Genomic DNA, 26,631 nt, shown 5'->3' on the forward strand with positions numbered 1-26,631 from the left:
ATCCTGCTGCCTGGTTACCAACCGTCAACACTCGAAAGAGGTTTTCTCATGCAATCGACGATCCGCTTCTCCACCATCGGCCTGCTCGGCCTGGCCATCTCGGGCCTCGCTTCGGCCCAGGATGTGACCGGCGCCGGCGCCAGCTTCCCCGCACCGCTGTACGCCAAGTGGGCGGCCGACTACAACAAGGCCACGGGCACCAAGATCAACTACCAGTCCGTCGGTTCGGGCGCAGGCCTCAAGCAGATCGAAGCCAAGACCGTCGACTTCGGCGCTTCCGACGCCCCCCTGAAGGACGAAGACCTGGCTGCCAAGGGCCTGGTGCAGTTCCCCACCGTGATCGGCGGCGTCATCCCCGTGGTCAACATCCAGGGCATCAAGGCCGGCGAACTGAAGCTGAACGGCCAGGTGCTGGGCGACATCTACCTGGGCAAGATCACCAAGTGGAACGACCCCGCCATCGTCGCGCTGAACGCCGGCGTGAAGCTGCCCGACGCTGCCATCGCCCCGGTGCGCCGCGCCGACGGCTCGGGCACCAGCTTCCTGTTCACCAACTACCTGTCCAAGGTCAACGCCGAGTGGAAGTCCAAGGTCGGTGAAGGCACGGCCGTGAACTGGCCCACGGGCGCGGGCGGCAAGGGCAACGAAGGCGTGGCCGCATTCGTCGGTCGCCTGCCCAACTCGATCGGCTATGTCGAGTACGCCTACGTCAAGCAGAACAAGATGACCTACGCCCTGCTGCAGAACGCATCGGGCAAGTTCCCGCAGCCCGACGACGAAGCCTTCAAGGCCGCTGCCGCCAACGCCCAGTGGGACAAGAGCTTCTACCAGATCCTGACGAACCAGAACGGCGACGGCGCCTGGCCCATCACCGGCGCGACCTTCATCCTGATGCACAAGAAGCAGGACAAGCCGGCCGTGGCCGCCTCCGCGCTGAAGTTCTTCTCGTGGGCCTACAAGGACGGCGACAAGACCTCTGGCGACCTGGACTACGTGCCGATGCCGGCCGCTGTCAAGAGCGTGATCGAGAAGTCCTGGGGCCAGATCGTCGACGCTTCCGGCAAGCCGGTCGCGCTGGCGGCCAACTGATCGCCCGCGGCCCCCTCTGACCTGACCAGCCGAGCCACCGACGTGTCTTCTACACTCCCAGCGAACGGCGCCCCCTTCGATTTGTCCGGCAAGGGTGCCGGCAAAGGGGGTGAACGCGCGATGACTACACCCCCCCCAAAGAAGGCCCGCAGTGGCCCCCTGGCAGACAAGCTGTTCGGCATGGCTGCCAAGGGCGCGGCCTGGCTCACGCTGTTGCTGCTGATCGGCATCCTGCTGTCGTTGATCCAGGGTGCCTGGCCGGCGATCTCCAAGTACGGCCTGTCGTTCCTGACGAGCACCACCTGGGATCCGGTGCAGGAAGAGTTCGGCGGCCTGGTCATGATCTACGGCACCTTGATGACATCGGTCATCGCGCTGCTGATCGCGGTGCCGGTCAGCTTCGGCATCGCGCTGTTCCTCACGGAACTGTCGCCGGCCTGGCTCAAGCGCCCGCTGGGCACGGCCATCGAGCTGCTGGCGGCGGTGCCCTCCATCGTCTACGGCATGTGGGGCCTGCTGGTGTTCGGCCCCATCCTGTCGACCTATGTGCAGCAGCCGCTGCAAAGTCTTTTCGCCGGCGTGCCCTACCTGGGTGCGCTGGTCTCCGGCCCCCCGGTGGGCATCGGCATCCTGTCGGCCGGCATCATCCTGGCCATCATGATCATCCCGTTCATCGCCTCGGTGATGCGCGACGTGTTCGAGGTCACGCCGCCTTTGCTCAAGGAATCGGCCTACGGCCTGGGTGCGACCACCTGGGAGGTCATGTCCAAGGTGGTGCTGCCCTACACCAAGGCCGGCGTCATCGGCGGCATCATGCTCGGCCTGGGCCGTGCGCTGGGCGAGACCATGGCCGTGACCTTCGTGATCGGCAACATGAACCAGCTGGATTCCCTGAGCCTGTTCCAGGCCGCCAACTCGATCACCTCGGCCTTGGCCAACGAGTTCGCCGAAGCCGGCGCCGGCCTGCACCAGGCGGCGCTGATGTACCTGGGCCTGGTCCTGTTCTTCATCACCTTCGTCGTGCTGTCCTGCTCCAAGCTGCTGCTGGCACAACTGCGCAAGAGCGAAGGAGCCAAGTCGTGAACACCTCCACCACCACAGGCCAGGCGCTCATCAACAAGGCCGCGTACGAGGCCGCCAAGGCCGCCAAGTACGCCAGCCGCAAGCGCGTCAACCAGGTCGCCCTGTTGCTGTCGCTGGCGGCCATGGCCTTCGGCGTGTTCTGGCTGGTCTGGATCCTCTGGGAAACCATCCGCTTGGGCGTCGGTGGCCTGGCCATCGCCACCTTCACCGAGATGACGCCGCCGCCGAACGAGGCAGGTGGCATTGCCAACGCGCTGTACGGCTCCTTCCTGATGGTCCTGTTCGCCACCTGCGTGGGCACGCCCATCGGCATCCTGGCGGGCATCTACCTGGCCGAATACGAGCCCAAGGGCTGGCTGGCTTCGGTGACGCGCTTCGTCAACGACATCCTGCTGTCGGCACCGTCCATCGTGATCGGCCTGTTCGTCTATGCCGTGATCGTCACGCAGATGCGTTCCTTCTCGGGCATTGCCGGTTCCATCGCGCTGGCGCTCATCGTGATCCCGGTGGTCATCCGCACCACCGAGAACATGCTGCAACTGGTGCCGCCGGGCCTGCGCGAAGCCGCCTACGCCCTTGGCGCCCCCAAGTGGAAGGTGATCATGAGCATCACCCTGCGTGCCGCCCGCGCCGGCGTCGTGACCGGCATCCTGCTGGCCGTGGCCCGCATCGCCGGCGAGACAGCGCCGCTGCTGTTCACCGCGCTGAACAACCAGTTCTGGACTTCCAGCATGGGCGAGCCGATGGCCAGCCTGCCGGTGACGATCTTCAAGTTCGCCATGAGCCCGTACGAGAACTGGCAGCAACTGGCCTGGGCCGGTGTGTTCCTGATCACGGTGGCCGTCCTGGGCCTCAACATCCTGGCCCGCGTGCTGACGCGCTCCAAGCAGTAAACCGAATTCCAAAGTGAGAACCGATATGTCCGCAAGCATTGCCGCTCCCGTGGCCGAGCGCGCCAAGATCGCCGTCAAGGACCTGAACTTCTACTACGGCAAGTTCCACGCCCTGAAGGGCATCAACCTGGAGATTCCCGAGAAGAAGGTCACCGCCTTCATCGGCCCCTCCGGCTGCGGCAAGTCCACGCTGCTGCGCACCTTCAACCGCATGTTCGAGCTCTACCCCGAGCAGCGCGCCGAAGGCCAGATCATCCTGGACGGCGAGAACCTGCTGGAAAGCAAGCAGGACGTGGCTCTGGTGCGTGCCAAGGTCGGCATGGTGTTCCAGAAGCCCACGCCGTTCCCCATGTCGATCTACGACAACATCGCCTTCGGCGTGAAGCTGTTCGAGAACCTTTCGGCCACCGACATGGAAGAGCGCGTGGAATGGGCGCTGCGCAAGGCCGCGCTGTGGACCGAGGTCAAGGACAAGCTGAACCAGAGCGGTTCGGGCCTGTCCGGCGGCCAGCAGCAGCGCCTGTGCATCGCCCGCGGCATCGCGATCAAGCCCGAAGTGCTGCTGCTGGACGAGCCCTGCTCGGCACTGGACCCGATCTCGACCTCCAAGATCGAGGAACTGATCACCGAACTGAAGACCGAATACACGGTGGTGATCGTGACCCACAACATGCAGCAGGCTGCCCGTTGCAGCGACTACACGGCCTACATGTACCTGGGCGACCTGATGGAGTTCGGCGCCACCGAGCAGCTGTTCTTCAAGCCCAAGCGCAAGGAGACCGAGGACTACATCACCGGCCGCTTCGGCTGATCCGGATCATTGGTCCAAGAGGGAACACAACATGTCGGACAAACATCTTTCGACCCAGTTCGATGCCGAACTGAACAACGTGTCCAGCCGCGTCATGGAACTCGGCGGACTCGTGGAATCGCAGATCCGCAAGGCGATCTACGCGCTGGCCCAGTTCAGCACGGAGGTCGCCGACGAGGTCGAGGCCGCCGAGCAGCAGGTCAACGCCATGGAAGTGGAGATCGACCGCGACCTGGCCTCCATCATCGGCCGGCGCCAGCCCACCGCGCGCGACCTGCGCCTGCTGCTGGCCATCTCCAAGACCACGGCCAACCTGGAGCGCGTGGGCGACGAATCCGCCAAGATCGCGCGCATGGCCAAGTCCATCGCGCAGAGCGGCGCGGCGCGCCAGTTGCCGACGCTGGACCTGCGCGTCTCGGCCGACCTGGCCTCGGGCCTCCTGCGCAAGGCGCTGGACGCGTTCGCGCGGCTCGACACGGCGGCCGCCGTCAGCATCCTCAAGGAGGACGACCTGATCGACCGCGAGTTCGACGGCTTCGTGCGCAAGCTCATCACCTACATGATGGAAGACCCACGCACCATCTCCGCCAGCCTGGACCTTCTGTTCCTGGCCAAGGCCATCGAGCGCATCGGCGACCACGCCAAGAACATCGCCGAATTCATCATCTACATCGTCAAGGGAGCCGACGTGCGCCATGCCACCATGGAACAGGTCGAGTCGGCAGTCCAATGAAGCACATGCCGCGCGTCCTGATCGTCGAGGATGAGCCCGCGATCGCCGAGTTGCTGGCCGTGAACCTGCGCCACAGCGGCTTCCAGCCGACCTGGGCCATGGACAGCGTGACCGCCCAGGTCGAGCTCGATGCCGTGCTCCCCGACGTGATCCTGCTGGATTGGATGCTGCCTGGTGAGAGCGGCCTGTCGCTGGCGCGCAAGTGGCGTGCCGACCCGCGCACCAAGGCCGTGCCCATCATCATGCTGACCGCCCGCGGTGACGAGCATGACCGCGTGGCCGGCCTGGATGCCGGCGCCGACGACTACATTGCCAAGCCGTTCTCCACCAAAGAGATGCTGGCACGCATCCGCGCCGTGCTGCGCCGCCGCGCACCCGAGCAGGCCGGTGGTGCGGTGCAGATCGGCGCGCTGCTGCTGGACAGCTCCACGCACCGTGTGAGCTTCGAGGGGCAGCCGCTCAAGATGGGCCCGACCGAGTTCAAGCTGCTGCACTACCTCATGCAGCATGCCGAGCGCGTGCACAGCCGTTCGCAGCTGCTGGACCGCGTCTGGGGCGACCACGTGTTCATCGAGGAGCGCACGGTGGACGTGCACGTCAAGCGCCTGCGCGAGGCCTTGGGTGCGGCCGGCCCGATGGTCGAGACCGTGCGTGGCGCGGGCTACCGCATCACGGCGCAGCCTGTGGCACCGGTGGCCACCACCCGCGCCGCGCGCGTTGCGCAGGCACCGTCCACGTCGGCATCCGCTTCCTGAACCCCAGCCCGCGCGGGCTGCCGCGACAATCGCCCGCATGTGGTTGCGTTTCACAAGTTTCCTCATCGTCCTCGTGGTCGGTGCTGCCATCGGCTGGTGGCTGCGGGGCTGGCCTGTCGCCTGTGCGGGCATGCTGCTGGCGGGTCTCGCCTGGTGTGTCGTCGATGTGGTGCGCGCACTGCGGGTGCTGCGCAGCCTGCGGGACGGCGACACCCAGACCCTGCCGCGCATGGGCGGCCTGTGGGGGGAGTTCGCGGACCGGCTGCGCCGGCTGCAGCGCATCGGCGAACGCCGCCAGCAGGACAGCGAGCGCCGGCTGCAGGAATTTCTTGACGCGATCCAGGCCTCGTCCAACGGCGTGATGCTGCTGGACGCCGAGGGCCGCATCAACTGGTGCAATCCGACGGCGGCCGCGCACTTCGGCATCGACACCGAACGCGACCACGAGCAGCTGATCGGCAACCTGGTGCGCGACCCGGCCTTCACAAGCTACTACGCCAACCCCGACCCCACACGCAACGCCATCGTCACCGGCCGTGGCGACAGCGCCGGCCGTCCGGTGCGTCTGGCCGTGCGCCTGCACTTCTACGGCGAAGGCCGGCGCCTCATGCTGTCCAACGACGTCACGGCACTCGAGCAGGCCGAGGCCATGCGGCGCGATTTCGTCGCCAACGTCTCGCACGAGATCCGCACGCCGCTCACGGTGCTGACCGGCTTTGTCGAGACGCTGCAATCGCTGCCGCTGGACGAGACCGAGCGGGCGCGCTACCTGGAGCTCATGGCGCAGCAGGCCTCGCGCATGCAGACCTTGGTCAGCGACCTGCTGACGCTGTCGCGCATCGAAGGCAGCCCGCCGCCCGGCCGGAGCGAATGGACGGCGCTGGGCCAGCTCAGCGCCGAATGCGAGGACGAGGTCCAGGCCCTGTCGGCGCTGCTGACCGCGGGCCAGAGCGCGCCCCATGCACTGGAGTTCGCGCCGCCGCCCGCCCTGGCGCTGGCGGGCTCGCGCACCGAGCTCATGAGCGCGTTGTCCAACCTCGTGAGCAATGCGGTGCGCTACACGCCAGGCGGCGGCAGTGTCAAGGTGACCTGGCAGACGCTGCAGGCTGGCCAGCTGGAGTTCGCCGTGGAAGACACCGGTCCCGGTGTGGCACCCGAGCACCTGCCGCGCCTGACCGAGCGCTTCTACCGTGTGGACCGCAGCCGCTCACGCGAGACCGGCGGCACGGGGCTGGGGCTGGCCATCGTCAAGCACGTGGTGCAACGCCATGGCGCCGAGCTGCGCATCCAGTCGGTGCTGGGCAAGGGCTCGCGCTTTGCCATCGTGTTCCCGGCCAGCCGCGTGCGTGCCAGCACGCCGCTCAGCGCGCCCGTGTGACGCGCCAGAGCAGCACCAGGAAGACGGCGGCCGTCGTGGCCAGCGCAGCGGCCCCCGCCATCCAGAACGCCGCCGGCGACTGCAGCGCCGGCCAGGGGCCGACGCCGCGGTAGGCCAGCGACTGCCCGCCGTACAGGCCGACGCCCCACAGCAGCAATCCATAGACGAGGAGCGGCGCCAGCGTCACGCGGTAGCTGCGCAGCACGAACACGCAAACGGCCTGCACCGCATCCGCCAGGTGGTACAGCGCCACCCAACCCAGCAGGCTTGCAGCCACGGCGGCCACGGCCGGGCTGCCCGCGTACAGCGTGGCGATGGGGTTGCGCAGCAGCGCCACGGCGGCGGCCAGCAGCAGCGCCGTGCCCGCGGCCAGTGCCAGGCCGGTGCGCAGGCTGGCACGCGCACGGCCAGCGTCGTTCTGGCCGCGCCACCAGCTCACGCGCGCGCTGGTCGCCAGGCCCAGCGACAGCGGCACCATGTAGAGCACGGCCGTCATGTTGGCGGCGATCTGGTGGCCGGCAGAGGCCACCGTGCCCAGCCGCGCAATCATGAGCGCCATCAGCGTGAACGAGGTCACCTCGACCAGCACCGCGAGGCCCGCCGGCACGCCGAGCCGCAGGAACTCGGCCAGCCGGCGCCAGTCCGGTGCCTCGATGCGGGCGCGGATGGCCAGCTCGGCGTACAGCGGCTGCGTGCGCAGCATCCACCAGGCCACGGCCAGCATGGCGTAGTTGACGACCAGCGTGGCCCAGGCGCAGCCCACCGCGCCCGCCGCGGGCAGCCCGGCGCCACCGAACGCGAACCAGATGGACAGCGGCACCTTGAGCGCGAGGCCGACGACCTGCAGCCAGGTCACGAACAGCGGCCGCGCCAGGGCCTGGTTCAGCGTGCTGTACAGGCGCAACAGCAGCGCGGGCGGCAAGGCCATGGCGAGCACGGCCAGGTAGTCCTGTACCTCGGCGCGCATGGCGGGCGGCACGTCGGCCCAGCGCAGCAGCGGCGCCGGCGCCAGCAAAGCGCCGCAGCCCAGCACCGCGCAGGCTGCGGCGAGGTAGAGCGACTGGCGCACCGAGCGGCCGATCTCGTGGCCACGGCCTCCGCCGCGCAGTTCGGCCCAGACTGGCAGCAGCGCCTGCAGCACGCCCATCAGGCCCACATAGACGCTGACGTACAGGGCCGAGCCGACCGACAGCGCGGCCAGCGCGGCGTCCGAATGGCGGCCGGCCACCAGCGTATCGGTCACGCCGAAGGCCATCACGGCCAGTTGGCCGACCAGGATGGTCCCAGCGTGCCGGGCGATGCGCGAGAGTTCCGACGACGCCATCAGCGCCGGAACAGCAGCATGTCCTCGTCCTTGTCGGCCGGGCGGCGAACGGAGCCCACCAAGGTCCAGGGTTGCGCGCCGATGGTGGCGCGCAGCGTGGACGTGGCGTCGGAGTGCACCAGCAGCCAGGGGCAGGCCGAGGGCTGGTCGGTGGCCGGCCGCAAGTCCATGCCGCCATGGAAGCGGAAGGCCGCGATCTGCGCGCGCGTGAAGCCGTGGATCTCCACGCAGCCCTGCGGACCCTGCATCTGCGCCTGCACCAGGCGCACCAGCGGTGCGTAGCTGCGCGCGTAGTTCAGCGTCGGCAGGCCCAGCGTCATGAGCAGAAACCAGCACAGCGCGGTGCCGCCAGCCGGGAGCACCAGGCTCTTCCAGATTGCGGACGGGTGGCGGCCGACACGCCAGCGCACCAGCCAGATCCAGACACCCGTGGCGACGAGCGCCAGCACGACGGCGATCGGCGAGAACACGGGCGCAAAGCCCGGCGCGAGCTTGAACACGTTGGCCGCCGGCTTGGCCGGCACGCCGGTCTGCAGCGAGATCCAGATGACCCAGATGGCGATCGCGCAGCTGGAGAAGAACAGCAGCGTGAACCAGTCGATCAGCGCGCCCATGCTGCGGCCGAAGGTCGGCAGAGCGAAGGCAGCCAGCGCGGCCATGGCCGGAAGGCCCAGCAGCAGCGCGCGGTCGGAAGGCGGGGCCACCAGCGTGCCGCCCAGCAGCACGAGCAGGAACCACAGGGGAATGGCGAAATGCCGCTGCGGCCGGCCGCCCAGCAGCTGGCTGCGCCAGCGCCACAGCGTCCACAGCGCCAGCGGCCAGACCGGCCAGGTGAACCACAGCAGCAGGCGGCTCAGGCTGCGCCAGGTGCTCCATTGGGCGGCGGGCAGGGCAATGCGCCAGTGCCACAGATCGAGCGCGAAGGCGAGGGCAGCCGTGGCCAGCGTGAGCAGCAGCACCCACAGGGCAGCGCGGCGGCGCTCGGCCAAGGGGGCGTCTTCGCCGCGCTCGATCAGGCAGGTCGCGGCGCCGCCCAGCCCCAGCAGCACGGCCACGCTGGGCGCGCCGGACAGGGCCAGCCCGAACAGGCCGAAGGCCAATGCGGCCAGCGACTGGCCCACGCGGTAGGGCAGGGCGGCCAGCCCGAAGAAGGCCAGCGCCGCGCAGCCGAGCTGCACCAGCGCCGGAGACGTTTCGTGCGAGAGCTGGGCGAGACCCAGGCAGGCCAGCAAGGCCAGCAAGCCGCCGTCGGCCAGCGCGCGTGCGTAGTCCGCCGGGCGGGCCTCGCCGCCGAAGGCAAAGGCGACGGGCTGGGCGCCGGGTGCGCGGGCCAGGTAGTACACGCCGTACCAGGTGCAGGCCAGGGCCGTGGCCAGCAGCAGCATGAAGGGAATGCGCGCGGCGAAGGCCGGATCGACCCAGGATGGGGCCAGCGCCAGCGCGGCCGCGCCCAGCCAGAACGGCAGCAGCACGCCGGGTTCGGGCTGGCCCATCAGAGTCGGGTCCCACCACGACGTGGTGCCGGCGAGCAGTTCCAGCATGGTGCCGAAGGTGGCGACGTCGGTGTTCTTGAGCGGATCACGGCCGACGAATCCCGCCAGCACATAGGCCGCACACAGCAGCAACAAGGGCCAGCGCGGCAGGCGGCGGACCGAACTCTGGGCGACGATGGCTGGGCTGGGTTGGTTCACTGGTCGAGGAGGATGGACGAGGGCAGCAAAAAGGGCAGCGCGGTCGAACCGGGCTGCCCTTGGGCTGCGTGCCTTGCGAGGAGCTGCTTACTTGGCAGCGGTCTTGCCGAAGCGGTTGCGGAAGCGCTCGACGCGGCCACCCATGTTGTCCACCGACTTTTGCGTGCCGGTGTAGAAGGGGTGCGATTCGCTCGAGGTGTCCAGCTTGAACAGCGGCAGTTCGCGGCCGTCTTCCAGCTTGACCATTTCCTTCGTGTTCACGCACGAACGCGTGACGAATTGGAAGTTGTTGGACATGTCCTGGAACACCACTTCGCGGTAGTTCGGGTGGATGCCTTCTTTCATGGGAATTCCTTCTGCAATCAGCTGCGGCAGCCGTCTCGTGCCTTGCATGAACCTTTCATGCAATCCAAAGCCAAGATACTTGCCGCGAAAAGCCCGCGATTATCACATACTCGCGGGCAGGGGGGTCAGCCGCCGCGGCGCATCATGTCGAAGAACTCGTTGTTGGTCTTCGTCGCACGCATGTTCTTGAGCATCAGCTCCATGGATTCGATCTCGTCCATGTTGTACATGAACTGGCGCAGGATGCGGCTCTTCTGCAGGATCTCGGGGGCCAGCAGCAGCTCTTCGCGGCGCGTGCCGCTGCGGTTCAGCTGCAGCGAGGGGAACACGCGCTTCTCGTACAGGCGGCGGTCCAGGTGGATTTCGCAGTTGCCCGTGCCCTTGAACTCTTCGAAGATCACTTCGTCCATGCGGCTGCCGGTGTCGACCAGTGCAGTGCCGATGATGGTCAGCGAGCCGCCTTCTTCCACGTTGCGCGCCGCGCCCAGGAAGCGCTTGGGGCGCTGCAGCGCGTTGGAATCGACACCGCCGGTCAGCACCTTGCCCGACGAGGGCACGACGTTGTTGTAGGCGCGGGCCAGGCGCGTGATGGAGTCCAGCAGGATCACCACATCCTTCTTGAGTTCGACCAGGCGCTTGGCGCGCTCGATCACCATTTCGGCCACGTGCACGTGGCGCGCAGCGGGCTCGTCGAAGGTCGAGGCGATGACTTCGCCCTTGACCGAGCGCTGCATCTCGGTCACTTCCTCGGGGCGCTCGTCGACCAGCAGCACCATCATGTAGCTGTTGGGATAGTTGGCCGCGATGGCATGCGCGATGTGCTGCATCATCACCGTCTTGCCGCTCTTGGGCGGGGCCACCAGCAGCGCGCGCTGGCCCTTGCCGATGGGCGCGACGATGTCGATGATCCGGCCGGTGATGTTCTCTTCGCCCTTGATGTCGCGCTCGAGCTTCATCTGCTCCTTGGGGAACAGCGGGGTCAGGTTCTCGAACATGACCTTGTGCTTGTTCTCTTCGGGGCCACCGCCGTTGACCTTGTCCAGCTTGTTCAACGCGAAATAGCGCTCGCCATCCTTGGGCGTGCGCACTTCGCCTTCGATCATGTCGCCGGTGTGCAGGTTGAAGCGCCGCACCTGGCTCGGGCTGATGTAGATGTCGTCCGTGCTGGCGGTGTAGCTGGTGTCCGGGCTGCGCAGGAAACCGAAGCCATCGGGCAGGATTTCCAGCACGCCATCGGCAAACACCTGTTCGCCGGCACGCGCACGCTTCTTGATGATCGCGAACATCAGCTCCTGCTTGCGCATGCGGCCCGTGTTCTCGATCTCCAGTTCCTCGGCCTGCCGCAGGACTTCGGACACGTGCAGAGCCTTGAGTTCGTTTAAGTGCATGGGATGACTCCGTCGGGGAGTTCAGTGGTGGCTTACGCGGGGGAGGTAGTGCGGATGAGGCGGCGAGCGCCTTGCACCTGAATCGAACCGCTGGCCCCTGGTGGGGGTCACGGTGAACTGCGGGGGATTATGACAGGAAAGATCGCCTGTCCGGGGAGCCGGTGCGTAGAAGACCGGTCCGGGCAGGCGAGGGAGAGAAGCTCAGGCGAGCTGCTGGTCGATGAAGGCGGTCAGCTGGGCCTTGCTCATGGCGCCGACCTTGGTGGCCGACAGCTCGCCACCTTTGAACAGCATCAGCGTGGGGATACCGCGGATGCCGAACTTGGCGGGGATGTCGCGGTTCTCGTCCACGTTCATCTTGGCGATCTGCAGCTTGCCGGCATAACCCGTGGCGACGTCGTCCAGGATCGGGGCGATCATCTTGCAGGGGCCGCACCATTCGGCCCAGTAGTCCACCAGCACGGGCGTGGCGGACTTCAGCACATCGGCTTCGAAGCTCGCGTCGGACACATGCTTGATCAATTCGTTGGCCATTGGTCGCTTCCTTTATGGTGATACGGTACGGCTAAAGTCGCGGCATTGTGACAGAAACCAAGTACCCAAGCGGGGCCCCAAAGGCTATAGCCGCCATAGCCAAAGCGGCTATTGAACAGGCGCCGTGCACGGCGGAAACAACATGAGGCAGGCCTTGCAAATCGCCGTGGTCGGCGGTGGTCCCGCAGGGCTGATGGCCGCCGAGCGGTTGGCCCGCGCAGGGCTGTCGGTCGACCTCTACGACGCCATGCCTTCGGTCGGCCGCAAGTTCCTGCTGGCCGGCAAGGGCGGGCTCAATCTCACGCATTCCGAGGACGCCGCGCGTTTCGTGGCGCGCTTCGGCGCGCAACAGGGCGCTGTGGCCGGCTGGCTTGCACGGCTGGATGCGCAGGGCGTGCGCGACTGGGCCGCGGGCCTGGGCGTGCCCACCTTCGTGGGCACCTCCGGCCGCGTGTTCCCGGCCGACATGAAGGCCGCACCGCTGTTGCGCGCCTGGCTGCACCGCTTGCGCGAAGCCGGCGTGCGCCTGCACATGCGGCACCGCTGGGGCGGCTGGGCCGCAGACGGCAGCCTGCAATTCGACGCGCCGGCCGGCCCGGTGCAGGCACGGCCGGCCGCCACGGTGCTGGCGCTGGGCGGCGCCAGTTGGCCGCGGCTGGGTTCGGACGCGGCCTGGGTGCCGCTGCTGGCGGCACGCCAGGTGGCGATCACGCCGCTGGCTGCGGCGAACTGCGGCTTCGACCTCGTGCCCACGCCGCGTGCGCAGGCCGGCGCCGGCTGGAGCGCGCATTTCGCCGAACGCTTCGCGGGCCAGCCCTTCAAGTCGGTCGCGTTGCGCTGCGCCGATGGCGATGGCGGCTGGTTCGCGCGCAAGGGCGAGTTCGTGGCCACGGCCACAGGCATCGAGGGCAGCCTGGTCTACGCCGCGTCGCGTCTGCTGCGCGAGGAGATCGACCGCGCGGGCCAGGCCCGGCTGTGGCTGGATCTGCTGCCCGACCGCACACCCGAGCAGGTGCTGGCCGCCTGCCGCCACCCGCGCGGCGCGCGTTCGCTGTCCAGCCACCTGAAGAGCCGGCTGGGGCTGGACGGCATCAAGCTCGCGCTGCTGCACGAGGTGCTGGCGCCCGAGACCTTGCACGATCCGGCCGCGCTGGCCCAGGCGATCAAGGCCGCGCCCCTGCAACTGGCGGCGCCGCGCCCGGTGGCCGAAGCCATCAGCACCGCGGGCGGCGTGGCCTTGCAGGCGCTGGATGCGGGCCTGATGCTCCAGACCCTGCCCGGTGTGTTCTGCGCCGGCGAGATGCTGGATTGGGAGGCCCCCACGGGCGGTTACCTGCTGACCGCCAGCATGGCCAGCGGCGTCGTGGCGGCTGAGGGCGTTCTGGCCCACCTGGGCCAGGCCTCGCCGATTCACATCGCTTGACCTGCGGGTGGGTAGGGGCGTCATGGCGCTCGCCGAGAATGCCGCCTGTCTATGCCGTCTTCTCCTGCACCGCGGCGCCTCCGCCTCGTCCTCGCCGCCGTCGTCCTGATCGCCCTGGCCTATGGCCTGTACCGCTGGGGCTTTGCGGCGCCGCCGCCGCCCGCCTACGTGACGGCGCCCGTCACGCGGGCCGACATCGAAAACACGGTGCTCGCCAATGGCACCTTGCAGGCCTTCCGCCAGGTCAGTGTCGGTGCCCAGGTCTCCGGCCAGGTCAAGTCGCTCAAGGTCAAGCTCGGCGACGAGGTGCAGGCCGGCCAGCTGGTGGCCGAGATCGACTCCGTGCCGCAGCAGAACAAGATCCGCACCGCTGAGGCGGCGCTGGCCAGCATCCAGGCGCAGCTGGCCTCGGCCCGCGCCACGCTGGCCCAGAGCGAGACCACGCTCGGCCGTGAACGCCGCATGCGCGAACAGGACGCGACCTCGCAGGCCAACCTGGACACGGCCGAGGCCGCAGTGGCCACCGGCCGTGCCAGCGTGAACGCGCTGCAGGCCCAGGTCGAACAGGCCCGCATCACCGTGGAGACGGCGCGCGTGGACCTGGGCTACACGCGCATCGTCGCGCCGATCGCCGGCCAGGTGGTCGCCGTGGTGACCGAGGAGGGCACCACCGTCAACGCCAACCAGACCACGCCCACCATCATCATCGTGGCCCAGGTCGACACCATGACCGTGAAGGCCTCGATCTCCGAGGCCGACGTGACGCGGGTGAAACCGGGGCAGCGCGTGTACTTCACCATCCTGGGCGAGCCCGACAAGCGCTTCGAGGCCAGCCTGCGCACCGTGGAGCCGGCCACCGACGCGATCAAGACCAGTGGCACCAGTGCGCTCTCGCCCTCGACCACGGGCAGCAGCACGGCCAGCGCCACGGCCATCTACTACAACGGCCTGTTCGACGTCGCCAACCCGGAGCGCGCGCTGCGCATCTCGATGACGGCCACGGTCTACATCGTGCGCGGCGAGGCCAAGGGCGCGCTGACGATCCCGGTCGGCGCGCTGGGCGTGCGCGCGCCCGACGGACGCCAGCAGGTGCGCGTGCTCGACGCGCAGGGCCAGGCCCAGCCGCGCAGCGTGCGCATCGGCATCGACAACAAGGTGCGCGCCGAGGTGCTCGAAGGCCTGCAGGAAGGCGAGCGCGTGGTGCTTGGCGACGCTCAGGCCCTGCGCGGCGGTGGCACGCGCATGGGGCCGCCGCCGCGATGAGCGCCGCCCGGCCGCCCGAAGGCGCGCCGCACGGCGGTGCGCAGCCCGCAGCTTCGTCTGTGGCCCAGGTTCCGCTGCTCGCGCTGCAGGGCATCTGGCGCGAGTTCCCCGTGGCCGACGGCATGCTGGCCGTGCTGCAGGAGATCGACCTGGCGATCCACGCCGGCGAGATGGTCGCCATCGTCGGCCAGTCCGGCTCGGGCAAGTCCACCCTCATGAACCTGTTGGGCTGCCTGGACCGGCCCACGCGCGGCAGCTACCGCGTGGCCGGCCAGGAGGTGGGCGCGCTGGATGCCGACGCACTGGCGGCGCTGCGGCGCGGGCATTTCGGCTTCGTCTTCCAGCGCTACCAGTTGCTGCCCGACCTCACGGCGCAGGCCAACGTCGAGGTGCCGGCGGTCTACGCCAACCGGCCGCGCGCCGAGCGGGCCGAACGCGCGCAGGCGCTGCTTGCGCGCCTGGGCCTGGCCGACCGCGGCGCGCATCCGCCCGGCAAGCTGTCGGGCGGGCAGCAGCAGCGCGTGTCGATCGCCCGCGCGCTCATGAACGGCGGCAGTGTGATCCTGGCCGACGAGCCGACAGGCGCGCTGGACACGCATTCGGGGGCCGAGGTCATGGCCATCCTGGCCGAACTGCACGCGCTGGGCCACACGGTGGTGATCGTCACGCACGACATGGGCGTGGCCAGCCATGCCGAGCGCATCGTCGAACTGCGCGACGGCCGCGTCGTGGCCGACGGCCCCACGCCGCGTGCGGCGGCCAAGGCTGTGCCAGCGCTGCGCACCGAAGCGGTGGCCCCGGCGCGGGGCCTGCTCGGCGGCTGGGCCGACCGGCTGCGCGAGGCGCTGCGCATGGCGCTCTTGGCCATGAACGCGCACAAGCTGCGCACGCTGCTGACCATGCTGGGCATCGTGATCGGCATTGCCTCGGTGGTCTCGGTCGTGGCGCTGGGCGAGGGCGCGCGGCGCAAGGTGCTGGCCGACATCAGCGCCATCGGCACCAACACCATCGAGGTGTATTCGGGCACCGGCTTCGGCGACCCGCGCGCGGCGCGCATCCAGACACTGCTGCCCAGCGATGCCGACGCGCTGATGGGCCAGGGCTACGTGGACAGCGTGACGCCCAATGTGGCGACCGCCGTCACGGCGCGCTGGCGCAATGCCGATGCGGCCGTAACCGTCAGCGGCGTGGGCGAGCAGTACTTCCGCGTGAAGGGCATGGCGCTGGCCGAGGGCACGGGGCTGGACGCCGGCACCCTGCGCAACCTCGCCCAGGTGGCCGTGATCGACGCCAACACGCGCGAGCGCCTGTTCGCCGGCAGCGACGCGCTGGGGCAGGTGCTGCTTCTGGGCGGCATGCCGGTGACCGTGGTCGGTGTGACGCAGAAGACCACCGGCGGCTTCGGCCCCGGCAGCGACCGGCTCAACGTCTACGTGCCCTACACCACGGCCATGCGCCGGCTCATGGGCCAGCCCTACCTGTCCAGCATCACGGTGCGCGTGGCCGATGGCATGCCGATGGCGGCGGCCGAGCAGGGCATCGGCCAGCTGCTCGAGCGCCGCCACGGCCGCGTGGACTTCTACGTGCTCAACACCGACAGCATCCGCCAGACCATCGAGGCCACCACGGCCACGCTGACGCTGCTGGTCGCGGCCATCGCGGTGATCTCGCTGGTGGTGGGTGGCATCGGCGTCATGAACATCATGCTGGTCAGCGTGACCGAGCGCACCGGCGAGATCGGTGTGCGCATGGCGGTGGGCGCGCGCCAGGGCGACATCCAGCAGCAATTCCTGATCGAGGCGGTGCTGGTGTGCTTGTGCGGCGGCCTGCTGGGCATCGCGCTGGCGCTGGGCATCGGCGCACTGTTCGCGCAGTTCTCCAGCACCTTCACGCTGGCTTTCTCCGGCACGGCCATGGCCGCAGCCTTCCTGTGTTCCACGCTCATCGGCGTGGTGTTCGGCTACCTGCCCGCGCGCAACGCGGCGCGGCTGGATCCGGTCGAGGCGCTGATGCGCAACTGAGGCCGAACTTCGGTCTACGGCGGTCTACGGCGGCAGCAGCGCCGAGGCGCTGAAGGGCTCGCCCTCGTCGGCCTCCCGCTGGTCCCAGCGCTGCTTGACCTGCAGCACCTGCGGCAGGATGGAGGCGAACACCGGCACCATCTCCGGGTCGAAATGCGATCCCGTGCCCTCGTGCAGCGCCTGCATGATGCGGTCCAGCGGCCAGGGCTCCTTGTAGGGGCGCCGCATGCTGAGCGCATCGAACACATCGGCGATGGCGACGATGCGCGCCGATTCCGGGATGTCCCTGCCCGCCAGGCCCTGGGGATAGCCCGAGCCGTCCCAGCGCTCATGGTGGGCCAGCGCCACCTCGGCCGCCAGCTGGAACACCGGCGCGCGGCTCTTGATCAGGATGCCGTGGCCGATGCGCGGGTGCGTGCGCATGATCTCCCACTCGGCTGCGTCGAGCTTGCCGGGCTTGCACAGGATGGTGTGGGGAATGCCGATCTTGCCGGTGTCGTGCATGGGGGCGGCCAGCTCCAGCATGGCGGCCTGCTCGGGGTCCCAGCCCCAGGCCGTGGCCAGCAGCCGCGCATAGGCCGCCATGCGCCAGATGTGCACGCCGGTGTCGTTGTCGTTGTAGTGCCCGGCCTCGCCCAGCATGAAGATGGCCGTGCGGTAGCTGGCCTCCAGCGCCGTGGTGCGCACCAGCGACAGGTGGGTGCGCACGCGGGCGCGCACGATGGGCGGCGACACCGGCTTGACGATGTAGTCCACGCCGCCGGCGGCGAAGCCCGCGGCCTCGTCGCCGACCTCGGAGAGCGCCGTCACGAAGATCACCGGCGTGTCGCGCGTGGCCGGGTCGGCCTTCAGGCGGCGGCACAGCGCGTAGCCGTCCATGTCGGGCATGCGGATGTCCAGCAGCACCAGCGCCGGCTGGTGCTTGTGGGCGGCGGCCAGCGCCTCGGCCCCGTCGCGGGCGAACACCAGCGGGTGTTCGTCGGCCAGGATCTGGCGCAGGGTGGCGAGGTTGGCCGGTTCGTCGTCGACGATCAGGATGGGCCGGCGGCGCTGCATGGAGGGGGCTCCTTGGGGCAGGTTCATGGGGTGTCGAGCAGGCGGCGCACACGGCGTTCTGCGCCACGGAAGTCGTAGCTGTCCAGCAGGTCCTGCAGGGCCTGGATGTCGCCCGGCGGCAGATGCGGGCCCAGTTCGGCCAGCAGGGCCTCGGCCGGGCCGGGGTCGTCGGCATCGAGTGCGCGCAGCAGCGCCTGCAACAGCCGGGGCCGCTCGGTCGGCGCTGCCGGCGTGGCGGGTGCTGTGGGGAGGGGTGCAGCAGGGTGCGCGGACTGCAGCTGCCTGGCCGAAGCCACGGCCGTGGCCAGCGCCTGCTCCAGACGCTGCAGGCCAGGCGCCGGGTCTTCGCCGTGCTGCAGCGCCAGCTCGACCTCGGCGGCAGCCTCGGTGGTCTGCGGCAGGGCCAGGTGGGCGGCGCCGCCGCGCAGCCGGTGGGCCAGCGCGCCGGCCTGCTCGGTGTCGCCGGCCGCCACCAGCGCGCGGATCTCTTGTGCGTTGCTGACATGCTCGTCCAGGAAGCGCGCCAGGAAGCGCTGGTAGGCGCGCTCATCGGTCCAGATCTGCAGGCCCTGCGCGAGGTCGATGCCGGGCAACTCGGGCAGCGCCAGGGCTGCACGGCGCGTACCGGGCGCGGCGACGGCTGCGGGCGTGCCGTCGCGCCCTGTCAGGCGCCGGATCAGGGTGATGGCCTCGGCCACGTCGAACGGCTTGCCGATGAAGCCGTTCATGCCGGCCGCCCAGGCCGCGTCCTGCTGGCTCTTGAAGGCCCCGGCCGTCAGCGCGACTACGGGCAGGTGGGCCAGCCGCGCTTCGCGGCGCAGTCGGCGGGTGGCCTCGATGCCGTCCATGACGGGCATCTGCACGTCCATCAGCACGATGTCCACAGGCTCGGCCGTGCTGTCGCCAAGCCGGTCCAGCGCTTGCTGGCCGTCGTTGGCCAGCACCACGGCCGCGCCGGCGCGCTGCAGGATGCGCTGGGCCACTTCGCGGTTGATCTCGCTGTCGTCCACCACCAGGATGAACAGCCCGGCCAGTGGCTGCTCCTGCGCCGCCGGCCCGGCTGCAGGGCCCTCCGGCACGGCGCTGCGCCGGCGCTGCGCCTGCACCACCGCGTCGTACAGCTTGGAGCTGGTGAGCGGTTTGTCCAGCACCGCGTCGACCAGGTCGGGCCCGGCCTCGGCAAGCAGCGCGCCGCGCGCATGGGCCGTGACCATGATGACGATGGGGCAGGCGTGCGGCGGCACGGAGGCACGGATCGCGCGCGCAGCGGCCAGCCCGTCCATGCCCGGCATGCGCCAGTCCAGCAGTACCACGTCGGGCAGGGTGTGCGTGGCCAGGCGCCGCTCGATGAAGGCCAGCGCATCGCTGCCCGAGGCCACGGCCTCCATCTGCCAGCCCAGCCCGCGCGCTGTGGCGACGGCGGCCTCGCACACGAGCGGGTTGTCGTCGGCCACCAGCGCCTGCACCTGCAGCATGGCGGGCGAGGAGAAGTGCGTGGCCGGCGCGGGCTCGAACGGCACCGAGAACCAGAAGGTGCTGCCCTTGCCCGGCGTGCTGTGCACGCCGATCTGCCCGCCCATGAGTTCCACCAGCTGGCGGCAGATCGCCAGGCCCAGGCCGGTGCCGCCGAAGCGCCGCGTGGTGGAGCTGTCGGCCTGCGCGAAGGGCGCGAAGATCTCGTCCACCTTGTCGGCGGGAATGCCGATGCCCGAATCGACCACCGAGAAGCGCAGCCGCACCTGGCGGCTGTCGCGGTGCTCCAGTTCCGTGTGCAGGGCGATCTGGCCACGCTCGGTGAACTTGATGGCGTTGGCGGTGAGGTTCACCAGCACCTGCTGCAGCCGCAGCGCATCGCCCATCAGCTGGCCGGCGCCGAGCGGTGGCGGCGAGATCACGAGTTCCAGCGGCCTGTCGCCGACGTTGGCGCCCATGATGGTGGCGACGTTGTCGATCACCTCGTCGAGCCGGAACGGCGCACGCTCGATCTCCAGCCGGCCGGCTTCGATCTTGGAGATGTCCAGCACATGGTTGATGGTGCCCAGCAGGGTGCGCCCCGCCGCGTGGATCTTGCGCACCAGGTCCAGCGGCTCGCCTTGCAGCGAGCCATGTTCCAGCAGGTAGGCCAGGCCCAGGATGGCGTTGAGCGGCGTGCGCACCTCGTGGCTCATGTTGGCGACGAAGGCCGCCTTGGCCCGGCTGGCCTGTTCGGCCGCATCGCGGGCCTGCACCAGTTCGGCCTCGGCGCGCTCCAGGTCCGAGATGTCCTGCAGGAACACCACCGTGGCCGGCCCGTCGGACAGGTCCACCGCGGTGCAGGCCACCAGCACGGGCAGCAACTCGCCGTTCTTGCGGGTGCTGTGGACCTTGCCCGCATGGGCCGGCGCCGCCTGGGGGGCGGCGAGGATCGCGTGCGCATCGACCGCGAACGCCGCCCGCCAGGGGCTGCCCGCCAGGTTGTCGCCGCTGGCGTAGCCGTGCATCGCGAGGAAGCGCCGGTTGGTGTACTCGAAGCGCTCGCCACGCAGGATGGCGATGGCCGTCGGCGCGCCCTCGATCAGCATGCGAAAGCGCGCCTCCGACAGCTCCAGCGCGGTCTGGGCGCGCCGCGCCGTGATGTCGCGCACCACGGCCAGGAAGCGCGGGCGGCGCTCGGCGGTGGCCGGCAGGTACTGCAGGAACACTTCGGCGGGGATCGGATGGCCGTCGCGGTGCCGGTGCACGACCTCGACGAGCTGGGCCGGCTCTTGCCCTTCCACCAGCGGCCGCGTGCGCTCCAGGTACTGCGCGGGCGTGGTGTCCCAGAGCAGGTCGGTCGGCTTCATCCCGAGCAGTTCGTCCTCGGCGTAGCCGCTCATGCGGATCGCGCCTTCGTTGACGTAGAGGAACTGCAGCGTCTGGGCGTCCAGGATGAACACGCAGTCCAGCGTCTCGTCCAGCATGCTCTTGAAGTCGCGCAGCTCGGCCTCGTGCGCCGCCAATGCCTGGGCCGACTGCTGGCGTGCCGTCACGTCCATGTGGGTGCCTGCAAGGCGGATGGGCGTGCCGTCCACGCGGTTGCCGCGCGACAGGATCCAGACCCAGTGGCCGTCGGCATGCCGCACGCGGAACTCGGCCTCGAACCGCGGTGCGCGGCCTTGCGCGTGGTCGGTGGCCTGGGCCAGCACGCCGGCCACATCGTCGGGATGCAGCCGGTCTGCCCAGGGCCTGCGCTCCAGCTGCACCTGCGCCGGCGTCAATCCCAGCATGGAGCAGCCGCGCGCATCGAGCACGATGCGGCCGCTGTCCAGGCTCCATTCCCACAAGCCCAGGTCGGCCCCGCGCAGCGCCAGCGCCACGCGTTCTTCACTTTCCTGCCGCGCCGCACGGCTGGCCTGCTGCAGCGTTGCGACCTGCAGCCGGCGGCGCTGCAACAAGCCCAACCCGAGGCCGCTGCCCAGTGCCACCGCCGCGAACAGCAGGCCGTAGGTCTGCGCCTGCTGCCAGATCGGGACGTACAGGGCCTCCTTGGAGCGGCCCACGGCAACCACCAGCGGGTGGTCGACGCGCACCTGGGGCGACAGCACCGTGCGCACTGCCACGAGCCGCTCCAGGCCGGCGCCGTGGTCGTTGACCAGGTTGTGCAGCGCGCCCGACGCCGCATGCTGCTGCCAGAACGAGCCGGCCTCCTGCAGATCCTCCAGCATGTCGCTGGCGGTCAACGGCGCCACCTGGAACAGCCGGCCCTGGCCGTGCAGCACCGTCGCCCACATGTCCGGCGCATAGGTGACCGAACCGAGCACGCCGCCGAAGTACTCTGGATCCAGCGTGGCGCTGACCACGTGCTGCACGCGGCCATCGGGCGCGAAGCCGGCACGCGCAGCGTTCATCGCGACGCTGCCCAGGTAGGAGCGGAACGGCGCCGACAGCGCCACCATGCCCGCCTGCGGGCCGCCGACGGCGGCGCGGAAGAAATCACGCTCGCCATAGTTGCGGCCCAGCAGTTCGGGCCGGTTGGCGGCCAGCACGGTGCCCTTGGCGTCCATCACCGTCAACGTGCGCACGCCGGGCATCACATCCACCAGCGCATGCAGCGAAGCCTCGCCGACGCCGCCGGCCGGCGTGGGCCACTGGGCCGCGGCCTGCAGCGTGGTGCGCAGGGCCTGGTCGACGCTTTCCAGTTGGCGGCGGACATGGTGGTCCACGACCTGGGCCTGGGTCTGCAGGCGAACGCTTTCCGAGACGCCGACGCGCCGGTACTCCCGTGCGATGGCGTACACCATCAGCCCGGCCAGCACCGCAAGTACACCAACCAGCAGCAGCCATTCGCGCAGCAATGCAGACCATAGGGTCCCTCGGACCTTATTTGCATCCATTTTCGTGCATTTAAGTCGACTTAATTGATCAAATTAAGATCATATTACTGCGTGCCCAAACGCCGGGAAACCGCAGGAAGTTCGGGGGGGAATGGGGGCTGCGCAGCCGCATCGCGCCAGCCAGGACGCGGCGACCGACAATTGGCGCAGACACGCGGGACTATGCTGGGCCGATGGATCTGTGGGATGCCGCCAGGGCGCTGTGGCAGCTGCTCGTGCTGCTCAGGCGTTTTGTGGGCTGGCTGCTTGGCCTGGGCCGCTAGCAGCGCGGGCGGCAGGCCGGCCCGGGGCGGGCGCGGCATGCGCGGGGCATCGGTTGCCCGGCGCCGGCGCAGAAGAACAAAAGAAAAAGGTGACGAGCCTTGACCCCGGCACTGGCTACACAGTTAGGGCTGCTTGGTTCCCCACCTGACCCGGTTGGCCGCTTCACCATGCGGGAAGGCCCGTCGAGGCGCATTGTATCCGCGGCCGAATTCCCCTCCGTACCGGTTCGTAGAATGCGCGGATGTCCTATCTGGTTCTCGCGCGCAAATTCCGACCCAAGACGTTTGGAGAGATGGTGGGGCAGGAACATGTGGTGCGGGCGCTGGAGAACGCGCTCACCAGCCAGCGCTTGCACCACGCCTACCTGTTCACCGGTACGCGCGGCGTCGGCAAGACGACGGTGTCACGCATCCTGGCCAAATCGCTCAACTGCCAGGGTCCGGACGGGCAGGGCGGCGTGACGGCCCAGCCCTGCGGCGTGTGCCAGGCCTGCACCGACATCGATGCCGGTCGCTTCATCGATTACACCGAGCTCGACGCGGCCTCCAACCGCGGGGTGGACGAGGTACAGGGCCTGCTGGAGCAGGCCGTCTACAAGCCGGTGCAGGGCCGCTTCAAGGTCTTCATGATCGACGAAGTGCACATGCTCACGAACACGGCCTTCAACGCCATGCTCAAGACGCTGGAAGAGCCGCCCGAGTACCTCAAGTTCGTGCTGGCTACCACCGATCCGCAGAAGGTGCCCGTCACGGTGCTGTCGCGCTGCCTGCAGTTCAACCTGCGGCCGATGGCGCCCGAGACCGTGCGCGAGCATCTGGGCCGCGTGCTGCAGAGCGAGCAGGTGCCGGCCGACGATGCCTCGCTGCGGCTGCTGGCGCGCGCTGCGCGCGGCTCCATGCGTGATGCGCTCTCGCTGACCGACCAGGCCATTGCCTTCGGTGCCGGCCAGCTGCAGGAGGCCAGCGTGCGCCAGATGCTGGGCAGCGCCGACCGCAGCCACGTGCTGCGCCTGCTGCAGGCGTTGGCCGAAGGCGACGGCTGTACCGTGGTCGACACCTGCGAGGAGCTGCGCCTGCAGGGCCTGTCGGCAGCCGCCACGCTGGAGGACATGGCCGCCATGCTGCAGCGCATGGCGGTGCTGCAGGCCGTGCCCGACGGCGGCCGTGGCGACGACGCCGACCTGGCCGACGCCGCCCGCCTGGCAGCCGCGATGCCGGCCGACGAGACGCAGCTGCTCTATTCCATCTGCCTGCATGGCCGCGCCGAACTGGGCCTCGCGCCGGACGAGTACGCGGGCCTCACGATGGTCCTGCTGCGGCTGCTGGCGTTCAAGCCGGCTGGCGCCGCGGCGGAAAAAAAAACTCCGCATGACGGTGGCGCCGGCCTGAGCCGCGCGGCGCAGGCGCCTTCGCCCGTGGCTTCGCCGGCACCGGCACCGGCACCGGCGCCGGCGCCGGCACCGCGCCCCTCGGCCTCCACACTGCCACCGCCGACGCCCCCGGCCACTGCGGCCCGGCCCGAAGGCGAGCGCCTGCGCGTGGTCGAGATGCCGCCCGTCGAGGTGCAGGCCCCCGCGCCCGTGACGCCGCCGCATGTGCCGCAGCAGGAGGTGGTGGCCATCGCGGTGCGCGAGCAGCCCGAGCCCGGCCCGCGCGAGCGGCCGCAGACCGCCACCGGCCCCTCCCGGCTGGTGCCCAACGAGGAGGGCGACCTGTGGCACCAGACCGTGCAGCAGCTGGTCGCCGCGGAGGCCGTCACCGCCCTGGCACGCGAGCTGGCGCTGCAGGCCCAGCTCGTCGCGCGCGACGGCGAGCACTGGATGCTGCGTGTGGAGCGCGAATCGCTGAACCAGCCCGGCAGCCGCGAACGGCTGCGCGCCGCGCTGGAACAGGCCGGCCTGGGCACGCGCCTCAGCGTGGAGGTGGGCACCGTCAGCGACAGCCCGGCGCGCCGCAATGCCGCGTTCGCGGCCGAGAAACAGCGCGTGGCCGAAGAGACCGTGCGCAACGACAGTTATGTGCAAAGCCTGGTGCGCGACTTTGGCGCGAAAATCGTCCCCAGCGGCATCAAGCCACTTTGATTTCAAAACCTCTAGGAGTTTTCACATGTTCAACAAGGGACAACTGGCCGGCCTCATGAAGCAGGCCCAGGCCATGCAGGACAACCTCAAGAAGGCGCAGGACGAACTGGCCTTCATCGAGGTCGAGGGCGAGTCCGGCGCCGGCCTGGTCAAGGTCGTCATGACCTGCAAGCACGACGTCAAGCGCATCACCATCGATCCCAGCCTGCTGGCCGACGACAAGGACATGCTCGAAGACCTGGTGGCCGCCGCCTTCAACGCCGCCGTGCGCAAGGCCGAGGAGACCAGCCAGGAGAAGATGGGCAAGCTCACGGCCGGCATGCCTGGCCTGCCCGGCGGCATGAAGTTCCCGTTCTGAGTCCGGCGGTCCCCGGTCCGTGGCCGATTCCGGCTCGCTGCAGGTGCTGGTCGAAGGACTGCGCCGCCTCCCCGGCGTGGGTGCCAAATCGGCCTCGCGCATGGCCTTCCACCTGCTGCAGCACGACCGCGCCGGCGCGCAGGCGCTGGCGCGCGCGCTGACGCAGGCGGTCGACCACGTGCGCCACTGCGCGCTGTGCCACACCTTCACCGAAGACGAGATCTGCAGCACCTGCGCCGACCCGCGCCGCGATGCGAGCAAGCTGTGCGTGGTGGAGACCCCGGCCGACCAGTCGGCCGTGGAACGCACCGCCGCCTTCAAGGGCCGCTACTTCGTGCTGATGGGGCGGCTCAGCCCGCTGGACGGCATCGGCCCCAGGGACATCGGCATGCACGAGCTGATCGAGCGTGCCTGCGACGGCGTGGTGCAGGAGGTGATCCTCGCGACCAACTTCACGGCCGAAGGCGAGGCCACGGCACACGCCATCGCGTCCGCGCTGAAGTCGCGCGGGCTGGCCGTCACGCGGCTCGCGCGCGGCGTTCCCGCGGGCAGCGAGCTGGAGTACGTCGACCTCTCGACCATCGCGCATGCGCTGGTGGACCGGCGTTAGCCCCGGCGCGATTGCCTGCACCATCCGCAGCACCGCTTACGTGCTTTCCCCAAAGGGGATGTTCCGGATGACGCACATCGCGGCGCCTGACTATGCTGGGCTGGCCTCGTGTCCAAAACCAGAACCATGCAGACGCCCGCCCTTCGACGACGCTGCATCGTGGCCGCAGGCCTCGCTGGCGCAGCGTGCGTGGCGGTGCCGGCCCTGCAGGCCCAGGAGAAGCCCGAGAAGCAACGGCTGACCCTGGCCGTGGGTGGCAAGGCCACCTTCTACTACCTGCCGCTGACGATCGCCGAGCAGCTCGGCTACTTCAAGGCCGAAGGCCTGGACGTGGTCGTGGAAGACCATGCCGCTGGCGCGCATGCCATGCAGTCCGTGCTCGGCGGTGCGGCCGACATCGGTGCCGGCCCCTTCGAGGCCATGGTCGTGTTGCGCAACCGCAACCAGTCCTACCAGGCCTTCGTGCTGCAAGGGCGCGCTCCGCAGATCGCCATGGGCATTTCCACGCGCACGCTGGCCCAGTACCAGGAGCTGGCCAACCTGCGCGGACGCAGCATCGGCGTGCCGGCATCGGGCTCGTCCGCGCAGATGGTGGCGCAGTTGCTGCTCGCACGGGCCGGGCTCAGGCCCCAGGAAGCGCGCTTCGTCGGCGTGGGCACGGGGGCCGAAGCGCTGGCCACGCTGCGCGCGGGCGAGCTCGACGCCATGTGCAACACCGAGCCCGTGATGACCATGCTCGAGCAGCATGGCGACGTGCGCATCGTGGCAGACACCCGCACGCTCAAGGGCTCCCAGGCGCTGTTCGGCGGCAACATGCCGGCGGCCTGCCTCTACGCGTCCACCGCCTTCATTGCCAGCCACCCGCGCACCTGCCAGGCGCTGGCCCATGCCATCGTGCACGCCCTCAAGTGGCTGCAGACCGCCGGCCCGGGCGACATCGTGCGCACCGTGCCCGAGAACTACCTGCTGGGTGACCGTGCGCTGTACCTGGCTTCCTTCCAGAAGGTGCGTGACACGATCTCCCCGGATGGCCTGGTGCCGGACGACGGTGGCGCCACGGCGCTGCGCACGCTGGCCAGCTTCGATCCCGACATCGATGGCGCGCGCATCGATCCCGCGAGGCTGTCCACCAACCTGTTCGCGCGCAGGGCCAAGGAGCGCTTCAGGCTCTGAGCAGGCG

The 26,631-nt window shown here is 69.5% G+C and carries 21 protein-coding genes and 1 other RNA gene; 14 read left to right on the top strand and 8 right to left on the bottom strand.

The genetic code is table 11. The features are described 5' to 3' along the window. Positions 1-48 precede the first annotated feature (48 nt). The 7 genes from pstS (at position 49) to phoR (ending at position 6,742) form a co-directional block, all read left to right on the top strand. Positions 49-1,089: a phosphate ABC transporter substrate-binding protein PstS gene (gene pstS / locus DES41_RS18865; RefSeq protein ID WP_114469207.1), complete on the top strand. Its 1,041-nt coding sequence runs from the start codon at positions 49-51 to the stop codon at positions 1,087-1,089. Between the two features lie 120 nt (positions 1,090-1,209). Next, the gene (gene pstC, locus DES41_RS18870; protein ID WP_114469208.1) at positions 1,210-2,172 is read left to right on the top strand and encodes a phosphate ABC transporter permease PstC; all 963 of its coding nucleotides are present in this window, start codon (positions 1,210-1,212) and stop codon (positions 2,170-2,172) included. Continuing rightward, a complete protein-coding gene (gene pstA / locus DES41_RS18875; RefSeq protein WP_425466375.1) occupies positions 2,169-3,065 on the top strand; it encodes a phosphate ABC transporter permease PstA in 897 nt (298 codons plus the stop codon). The genes pstC and pstA overlap by 4 nt, the downstream gene beginning before the upstream one ends. Positions 3,066-3,090: 25 nt before the next feature. Then, the gene (gene pstB / locus DES41_RS18880) at positions 3,091-3,876 is read left to right on the top strand and encodes a phosphate ABC transporter ATP-binding protein PstB (protein WP_056902469.1); all 786 of its coding nucleotides are present in this window, start codon (positions 3,091-3,093) and stop codon (positions 3,874-3,876) included. Between the two features lie 31 nt (positions 3,877-3,907). Then, the gene (gene phoU / locus DES41_RS18885; protein ID WP_114469209.1) at positions 3,908-4,609 is read left to right on the top strand and encodes a phosphate signaling complex protein PhoU; all 702 of its coding nucleotides are present in this window, start codon (positions 3,908-3,910) and stop codon (positions 4,607-4,609) included. Continuing rightward, entirely contained in the window at positions 4,606-5,364 is a 759-nt protein-coding gene (gene phoB, locus DES41_RS18890; RefSeq protein WP_114469210.1) for a phosphate regulon transcriptional regulator PhoB, read from the top strand. Before phoU ends, phoB begins: the two co-directional genes overlap by 4 nt. A gap of 37 nt (positions 5,365-5,401) precedes the next feature. Next, complete coding sequence (gene phoR, locus DES41_RS18895) at positions 5,402-6,742, top strand: phosphate regulon sensor histidine kinase PhoR (protein ID WP_114469211.1); 1,341 nt, start codon at positions 5,402-5,404, stop codon at positions 6,740-6,742. On the opposite strand, the gene DES41_RS18900 is transcribed toward phoR, so the two are convergent. The 5 genes from DES41_RS18900 to trxA all read right to left on the bottom strand — a co-directional run bounded on the left by DES41_RS18900 (position 6,726) and on the right by trxA (position 12,024). After that, positions 6,726-8,066: an MATE family efflux transporter gene (locus DES41_RS18900; protein ID WP_114469212.1), complete on the bottom strand. Its 1,341-nt coding sequence runs from the start codon at positions 8,064-8,066 to the stop codon at positions 6,726-6,728. The genes phoR and DES41_RS18900 overlap by 17 nt on opposite strands. Continuing rightward, complete coding sequence (locus tag DES41_RS18905) at positions 8,066-9,757, bottom strand: hypothetical protein (RefSeq protein WP_114469213.1); 1,692 nt, start codon at positions 9,755-9,757, stop codon at positions 8,066-8,068. The genes DES41_RS18900 and DES41_RS18905 overlap by 1 nt, the downstream gene beginning before the upstream one ends. A gap of 87 nt (positions 9,758-9,844) precedes the next feature. Beyond that, positions 9,845-10,102 (bottom strand): type B 50S ribosomal protein L31, encoded by a 258-nt coding sequence (locus DES41_RS18910; RefSeq protein WP_114469214.1) that lies wholly within the window; start codon positions 10,100-10,102, stop codon positions 9,845-9,847. 125 nt (positions 10,103-10,227) lie between these two features. Beyond that, complete coding sequence (rho, locus tag DES41_RS18915) at positions 10,228-11,490, bottom strand: transcription termination factor Rho (RefSeq protein WP_056902475.1); 1,263 nt, start codon at positions 11,488-11,490, stop codon at positions 10,228-10,230. Positions 11,491-11,691: 201 nt separating this feature from the next. Next, positions 11,692-12,024, bottom strand: a complete 333-nt coding sequence (gene trxA / locus DES41_RS18920; RefSeq protein ID WP_056673284.1) for a thioredoxin TrxA — start codon at positions 12,022-12,024, stop codon at positions 11,692-11,694. A gap of 142 nt (positions 12,025-12,166) precedes the next feature. On the opposite strand from trxA, the gene DES41_RS18925 reads away from it, so the two are divergent. The 3 genes from DES41_RS18925 to DES41_RS18935 all read left to right on the top strand — a co-directional run bounded on the left by DES41_RS18925 (position 12,167) and on the right by DES41_RS18935 (position 16,731). Next, a complete protein-coding gene (locus DES41_RS18925; RefSeq protein WP_114469215.1) occupies positions 12,167-13,447 on the top strand; it encodes a TIGR03862 family flavoprotein in 1,281 nt (426 codons plus the stop codon). Positions 13,448-13,498: 51 nt separating this feature from the next. Beyond that, positions 13,499-14,710: an efflux RND transporter periplasmic adaptor subunit gene (locus DES41_RS18930; protein WP_114469216.1), complete on the top strand. Its 1,212-nt coding sequence runs from the start codon at positions 13,499-13,501 to the stop codon at positions 14,708-14,710. Between the two features lie 122 nt (positions 14,711-14,832). Further along, positions 14,833-16,731 (top strand): MacB family efflux pump subunit, encoded by a 1,899-nt coding sequence (locus DES41_RS18935; RefSeq protein ID WP_211333018.1) that lies wholly within the window; start codon positions 14,833-14,835, stop codon positions 16,729-16,731. A 24-nt stretch (positions 16,732-16,755) separates the two neighbouring features. Here DES41_RS18935 and DES41_RS18940 read toward each other — a convergent pair whose 3' ends face one another. The 3 genes from DES41_RS18940 to ffs form a co-directional block, all read right to left on the bottom strand. Then, positions 16,756-17,814 carry a response regulator gene (locus tag DES41_RS18940; protein ID WP_211333006.1) on the bottom strand — a complete coding sequence of 353 codons (1,059 nt, stop codon included), beginning with the start codon at positions 17,812-17,814 and terminating at the stop codon, positions 16,756-16,758. Continuing rightward, the gene (locus tag DES41_RS18945) at positions 17,811-22,139 is read right to left on the bottom strand and encodes a response regulator (RefSeq protein ID WP_170168221.1); all 4,329 of its coding nucleotides are present in this window, start codon (positions 22,137-22,139) and stop codon (positions 17,811-17,813) included. Before DES41_RS18945 ends, DES41_RS18940 begins: the two co-directional genes overlap by 4 nt. 351 nt (positions 22,140-22,490) lie before the next feature. Further along, positions 22,491-22,587: signal recognition particle sRNA small type (ffs, locus tag DES41_RS18950), an RNA gene on the bottom strand. 57 nt (positions 22,588-22,644) lie between these two features. On the opposite strand from ffs, the gene dnaX reads away from it, so the two are divergent. The 4 genes from dnaX (at position 22,645) to DES41_RS18970 (ending at position 26,624) form a co-directional block, all read left to right on the top strand. Beyond that, positions 22,645-24,483: a DNA polymerase III subunit gamma/tau gene (dnaX, locus tag DES41_RS18955; protein WP_114469220.1), complete on the top strand. Its 1,839-nt coding sequence runs from the start codon at positions 22,645-22,647 to the stop codon at positions 24,481-24,483. A 25-nt stretch (positions 24,484-24,508) separates the two neighbouring features. Continuing rightward, positions 24,509-24,841, top strand: a complete 333-nt coding sequence (locus tag DES41_RS18960; RefSeq protein ID WP_056902480.1) for a YbaB/EbfC family nucleoid-associated protein — start codon at positions 24,509-24,511, stop codon at positions 24,839-24,841. A gap of 19 nt (positions 24,842-24,860) precedes the next feature. Continuing rightward, positions 24,861-25,451, top strand: a complete 591-nt coding sequence (recR, locus tag DES41_RS18965) for a recombination mediator RecR (protein WP_114469221.1) — start codon at positions 24,861-24,863, stop codon at positions 25,449-25,451. A gap of 126 nt (positions 25,452-25,577) precedes the next feature. Beyond that, positions 25,578-26,624 carry an ABC transporter substrate-binding protein gene (locus tag DES41_RS18970; RefSeq protein WP_114469222.1) on the top strand — a complete coding sequence of 349 codons (1,047 nt, stop codon included), beginning with the start codon at positions 25,578-25,580 and terminating at the stop codon, positions 26,622-26,624. Positions 26,625-26,631: the final 7 nt, after the last annotated feature.

Origin of the sequence: Pseudorhodoferax soli, from assembly GCF_003337555.1 — a bacterium.
GTDB lineage: Bacteria > Pseudomonadota > Gammaproteobacteria > Burkholderiales > Burkholderiaceae_C > Pseudorhodoferax > Pseudorhodoferax soli.

Coding starts and splice junctions, on each gene's coding strand:
- DES41_RS18970 (WP_114469222.1), top strand. CDS start 25,578: ATGCAGACGCCCGCCCTTCGACGACGCTGCATCGTGGCCGCAGGCCTC.
- trxA (WP_056673284.1), bottom strand. CDS start 12,024: ATGGCCAACGAATTGATCAAGCATGTGTCCGACGCGAGCTTCGAAGCC.
- phoU (WP_114469209.1), top strand. CDS start 3,908: ATGTCGGACAAACATCTTTCGACCCAGTTCGATGCCGAACTGAACAAC.
- phoB (WP_114469210.1), top strand. CDS start 4,606: ATGAAGCACATGCCGCGCGTCCTGATCGTCGAGGATGAGCCCGCGATC.
- pstS (WP_114469207.1), top strand. CDS start 49: ATGCAATCGACGATCCGCTTCTCCACCATCGGCCTGCTCGGCCTGGCC.
- DES41_RS18935 (WP_211333018.1), top strand. CDS start 14,833: ATGCTGGCCGTGCTGCAGGAGATCGACCTGGCGATCCACGCCGGCGAG.
- DES41_RS18960 (WP_056902480.1), top strand. CDS start 24,509: ATGTTCAACAAGGGACAACTGGCCGGCCTCATGAAGCAGGCCCAGGCC.
- DES41_RS18900 (WP_114469212.1), bottom strand. CDS start 8,066: ATGGCGTCGTCGGAACTCTCGCGCATCGCCCGGCACGCTGGGACCATC.
- dnaX (WP_114469220.1), top strand. CDS start 22,645: ATGTCCTATCTGGTTCTCGCGCGCAAATTCCGACCCAAGACGTTTGGA.
- DES41_RS18925 (WP_114469215.1), top strand. CDS start 12,167: ATGAGGCAGGCCTTGCAAATCGCCGTGGTCGGCGGTGGTCCCGCAGGG.
- DES41_RS18940 (WP_211333006.1), bottom strand. CDS start 17,814: ATGAACCTGCCCCAAGGAGCCCCCTCCATGCAGCGCCGCCGGCCCATC.
- phoR (WP_114469211.1), top strand. CDS start 5,402: ATGTGGTTGCGTTTCACAAGTTTCCTCATCGTCCTCGTGGTCGGTGCT.
- DES41_RS18910 (WP_114469214.1), bottom strand. CDS start 10,102: ATGAAAGAAGGCATCCACCCGAACTACCGCGAAGTGGTGTTCCAGGAC.
- DES41_RS18930 (WP_114469216.1), top strand. CDS start 13,499: ATGCCGTCTTCTCCTGCACCGCGGCGCCTCCGCCTCGTCCTCGCCGCC.
- pstC (WP_114469208.1), top strand. CDS start 1,210: ATGACTACACCCCCCCCAAAGAAGGCCCGCAGTGGCCCCCTGGCAGAC.
- rho (WP_056902475.1), bottom strand. CDS start 11,490: ATGCACTTAAACGAACTCAAGGCTCTGCACGTGTCCGAAGTCCTGCGG.
- pstB (WP_056902469.1), top strand. CDS start 3,091: ATGTCCGCAAGCATTGCCGCTCCCGTGGCCGAGCGCGCCAAGATCGCC.
- DES41_RS18945 (WP_170168221.1), bottom strand. CDS start 22,139: ATGGATGCAAATAAGGTCCGAGGGACCCTATGGTCTGCATTGCTGCGC.